Annotated in this window: 2 protein-coding genes; both read right to left on the reverse strand. The window is 45.7% G+C overall.

The genetic code is table 11. The annotated features are described in order from the left end of the window. Positions 1 to 3,046: retention module-containing protein (locus EKG38_RS24540; RefSeq protein ID WP_126523507.1), on the reverse strand; the 3,046-nt coding region annotated here is incomplete at its 3' end. 296 nt (positions 3,047 to 3,342) lie between these two features. Next, positions 3,343 to 5,405: type I secretion C-terminal target domain-containing protein (locus EKG38_RS24545; RefSeq protein ID WP_126523508.1), on the reverse strand; the 2,063-nt coding region annotated here is incomplete at its 5' end.

Below are 5,405 nucleotides of genomic sequence, written 5' to 3' on the forward strand. Positions count from 1 at the left end.
CAGATTCAACCGTGAGTGCATTGCCGTCATCAAGACCGTCTTCAGTGACGGTACCCAGATCGCTATCGCCTTGACCGACAGTGATATCAGCCGGGTCATTAGCGCCCACAATGGTAATCGTTACGGTGTGCGTCGCAGTGCCATCGGCACTGGTGACCGTAATGGTGCGGATTTCAGTTTCGCCTTCAGGCAACGATTGCACCGCATCGTGGTCGTTGTTGAGAGTGTACGTCCAGTTGCCGCTTTCATCGATACTGAAGAAACCAAAGTCGCCATCAGCCACCTCGGTTTGGGTTTGGAATACGGCTTCGCCGGTATCTGCGTCGGTGACATCGAGTTTGCCACCAGTGACTTGTACGGTAGTTTCATTCTCATCCACCGCGCCATCTTCGGTGACCGTGCCTTTGTCTGTGTCGTTTATTGCAATAGTTGCAGGGTCATCTACTGGCGTGACTTCTAAAGTCAGCGTTGCTGTAGAACCTGTGTTGGTGGTGTAGGTGATCACAGGAACGGTGCCGTTCCAGTTGTCATTAGGTGTGAAGACGTAAGATCCATCTTCATTAATGACTAATGAGCCACCTTCGAGTTCGACAGTGCTGCCTGCGGTATAGCTTTCGCCGTTAACTTCGAAGCTGGCAACAGTGAGATCACTGTCGATATCGGAGTCATTATCTAACACGTTGCCTGTGGCGACACTGTCTTCATCGATAGTATTGCTGTCGTTAGCAAGCACGCTTGGATCATCTACTGGCGTGACTTCTAAAGTCAGCGTCGCTGAAGAACCCGTACTCGTCGTGTAGGTAATGACCGGGACAGAGCCGTTCCAGTTATCATTAGGGGTGAAGACGTAAGAGCCATCTTCATTAATGACTAATGAACCGCCTTCTAGTTCGACAGTGGTGCCGGCTGTATAGCTTTCGCCGTTAACTTCGAAACTGGCAACAGTGAGGTCACTGTCGATATCAGAGTCGTTATCTAATACGTTGCCTGTGGCGACACTGTCTTCATCGATAGTATTGCTGTCGTTAGCAAGCACGCTTGGGCCGTCTACTGGCGTGACTTCTAAAGTCAGCGTCGCTGAAGAACCCGTACTCGTCGTGTAGGTAATGACCGGGACAGAGCCGTTCCAGTTGTCATTTGGCGTGAAGGTGTAAGAACCATCTTCATTAATCACTAATGAACCGCCTTCAAGTTCGACAGTGGTGCCGGCTGTGTAGCTTTCGCCGTTAACTTCGAAACTGGCAACCGTGAGGTCACTGTCGATATCAGAGTCGTTATCTAATACGTTGCCTGTGGCGACACTGTCTTCATCGATAGTATTGCTGTCATTAGCCAGCACGCTTGGGTCATCTACTGGCGTGACTTCTAAAGTCAGGGTCGCGGTAGAGCCAGTATTAGTGGTGTAGGTAATGACCGGAACCGTACCGTTCCAGTTATCATTTGGCGTGAAGGTATAAGAGCCATCTTCATTAATGACTAATGAACCGCCTTCTAGTTCGACAGTAGTGCCTGCTGTATAGCTGGTGCCATTAACTTCAAAACTGGCAACAGTGAGGTCACTGTCGATATCACTGTCGATATCAGAGTCGTTATCTAAGACGTTGCCCGTAGCGACACTGTCTTCATCGAAAGTATTGCTGTCGTTAGCAAGACCACTTGGATCATCTACTGGCGTGACTTCTAAAGTCAGCGTCGCTGAAGAACCCGTACTCGTCGTGTAGGTAATGACCGGGACAGAACCATTCCAGTTATCATTAGGGGTGAAGATATAAGAGCCATCTTCATTAATCACTAATGAACCGCCTTCAAGTTCGACAGTGGTGCCGGCTGTGTAGCTTTCGCCGTTAACTTCGAAACTGGCAACCGTGAGGTCACTGTCGATATCAGAGTCGTTATCTAATACGTTGCCTGTGGCGACACTGTCTTCATCGATAGTATTGCTGTCATTAGCCAGCACGCTTGGGTCATCTACAGGAGTGACCTCTAAAGTCAGCGTTGCTGTAGAACCTGTGTTGGTGGTGTAGGTGATCACAGGAACGGTGCCGTTCCAGTTGTCATTAGGTGTGAAGACGTAAGATCCATCTTCATTAATGACTAATGAACCGCCTTCTAGTTCGACAGTGGTGCCGGCTGTGTAACCTTCGCCGTTAACTTCGAAGCTAGCTACCGTGAGGTCGCTATCTATATCTGAGTCATTATCTAAGACATTGCCTGTTGCGACACTACCTTCATCGATGGTGTTGCTGTCGTTAACGACAATGCTTGGGTCATCGACAGCGTTTACTACTATGGTCAAAGTGGCTGTTGAACCCGTATTAGTGGTGTAGGCGATAACGGGAACTGAGCCGTTCCAGTTCTCATTAGGTGTGAAGGTGTAACTACCGTCTTCACTGATGACTAAAGTTCCGCCTTCAAGCGTGACCTCAGTGCCAGCCGTATAGGTGTTGCCGTCAACTTCAAAGCTGGTAACAGTAAGATCGTTATCTACATCTGAGTCATTACCTAAGACATTACCCGTTGCAACGCCGTCTTCATCGATAGTCGTGATGTCATTGATTAACTCTGAGGGATTATCTACTACGCTTTCGTTGAGGTTGCTGGCAGCAGTAAATTCACTTTGGGTGACGCCATCTGTTGAAAATCCTGATGAAGCTATGGTTTCTCCGCCGCTTCGGGCTACAGAAACAAAATCTGTGCCGCCTTGGTTACCGGCAGTTCCTGCGCCAGCTGCTGTATCGGGGAGGCCTGCGGTGGGATCTTCGCCTGAAGCGATGAGGTCTTGCAGTGCTTGAATCTCGTCTAAAGCACTAAAATCGCTATCAGCCATCGTCTCTTCAGAATCTTGGGACGCAGATGATAGGTTGGAGTATGTTGTGCCATCTTCAAAAGCTATTTCAACCTCTGCGCCATCTTCAATGTACAGAGTAGAGCCTTTTGGTAGCTGTTCACCAGGAGCAATATTTTGCTTGCCATTAGCAATTTCTATCGTGACATTTCCATTAGCAAGCAAAACCTGTCCGTGTTGTGCAGTAACTAAAGATTTCATTCATAACTCCAATCGAGTAAACATTAACCGTGCAGCCCTGATAAAAACTTCACATCCAAAAGAGGCAGCAATACAAACATACGACCAGAAATCTTAACGTATGTATCTGTACTGGTCAATTTTTTGACAGTTTGGGGCCGTGAAATACCACTTTTGTATTAGCTTTTGATAAAGTTCGTGTTTTAGATACGACAAAGCCACTAAATATAGTGGCTTCGTTACAGTTGCTTAGCTCGGTTGAGTGCACTTTTCTTCGTTTTTAGTGTAAAGAGGTGCACCTTTATCCTGTTAGTTGATTATGGAACGTCAATTATCAGTGCGTCGTCATCGATTAAGCCTGCAATGATGACAGCGTAATCAGCGTTATCATAATCTCCATCAATAGTGACTCCATATTCAGTAAATAGATCGACTCCTTCTAGTGTGATTGTTAGGGTCTCTCCTCCTGCAGCAGATCCGTTAGTATCCAGAGATATTTCAGTATTGCCTGCGACGAAGTTAAATGAGAGGAAGTTTTCCAAAGAGCCAGCTTCTTCATTAACCAACACATCTGATAGATTGAGCACATCTTCATGGTCATAATGGAAGTTTTGAATAATATCTGTGCTACCGTCTGCGGAGCCTATTTCCCAGATGAGTGTGTCAATATCAGAATCAAGACCTGCATCTATGGTGTCTGAACCTTCTCCACCTATAAGAAGATCGGCCCCTAATCCACCTGTTATGGTGTCGTCACCTAAACCACCAAAGATATAGTCGGCATCAGCTGTGCCAAGGAGTACGTTTGGAGCGTCTGTTCCAACTATTGCATTGTAGTCTTCTAAATCTGGGGCAGGATTTAAGGTTATAGTGAAATTGCCAAATTCATCTACTTCGAATACATTGTCGCCATCAGTATCTTCGGCGGTGTATGTAAAGTCGAGGTCAATGGGGAGCTCAGTTATTATTCCGTTTGAGGAAACACCTATCACTTGGAAATCTGTACTATCATCAATCGCATGAAAGATTTCGATAGATAAAATGTTATTGCCGTTTAGTGCAGTTTCATTTATCTCAAAGGTGCCATCGCCATTCTCGCCATCAATTGTTCCAAGTATTGGATCTGACACTCCACCGCCAACATATGAAATGATGTAATAGAAATTACTGAAAACGCCGATGCCAGTATGATTACCATTACTATTGGCACCGAGCTCAATAATCGCGACACTTGTTCCATTACCATAATCAAATTTAATCGACTCACCGGAGTCAATGGAGGTCTTGTCACCGACACCAACACCATGATTATTGGAGTTGATACTTTCAGCTAATCCTCCATCGGTACCTGTCATTGTCGCGATGAGGTTTATCGCCTCATTACCTTGAGAGAAAATCTCACCATTGCCATCGACGTAGTAAGCATCATTGTTACCTGCAGGAGCGGTTGTCAGGTCATAAGAAACAGTGAAATTAAGTTGAATATCTTCAAACATTACCAGCTTATAATCATAATTTCCGTTTCCGTCAGGAACTGCCGTTAGTGTAAATACTACGGTAGTGCCGTCGGCTAATGACTTCGCGACAAGTGTGTTACCTACCATAGTGTAGGATAGTAATGAGCCCTCATGAAGAAGGTTGTCTTTTACGTTTTGAGTTACGTCAAAGGTTACGTTTCCGAATCTATCGGCTCCAGGTGCGAATAGATCCCCTGTGATATATTGACCTATAGCGTTATATATCTCGGGGGCTGCCAATGGGTTTAATTGATCAACTGGTGAGTCATCTTCAATATTAACAATGAATGTTGTATCTACACTGCTATTCAGTTCATCAGAAATATTGACCCCAAATTCAATAGGCATAGACAGTTCGGTGTTATCGTTAAATGGATGATCTAATGGAGCAAGTAAGAGCATGGTATAAATTACACTGTATCCATTATTTCCATCTGAGCTAACTGCACCTAACGTGACAGTCATAACAACAGTGCCTTGAGCTGTTCTTCCGGTAAGGATTGTTCCATCCCAAACCCAGTCGTCCACATCAACTCCGCCAGATGTAAGCCCGCTAGGTCCACTTAAGGTCAAAACAAACGTGTCACTATCTACATCTGTAAAACTGATGGTTCCATTTGCGGTTACCAGGTTAGTCGTATCATCTGGAACCGGAAGGTCATCAATTAAGCCATAGAGTAATCCCTCTTCAGATACATTTATTGCAGTCGTTGCATCTATTTCTGGGAGATCATTGGTACCTGTGATGGTAAAGCTGACAACATCGGTGGCGAACGCCCCATTATTATCGGTGGCGGTAATGGTGTAGCTGAAGGTGATGGTTTCACCGTCGGCGAGGAAATCCAGATCTAAACCGGCGGTAT

Source organism: Shewanella canadensis (genome assembly GCF_003966225.1).
Taxonomy (GTDB): Bacteria; Pseudomonadota; Gammaproteobacteria; order Enterobacterales; family Shewanellaceae; genus Shewanella; species Shewanella canadensis.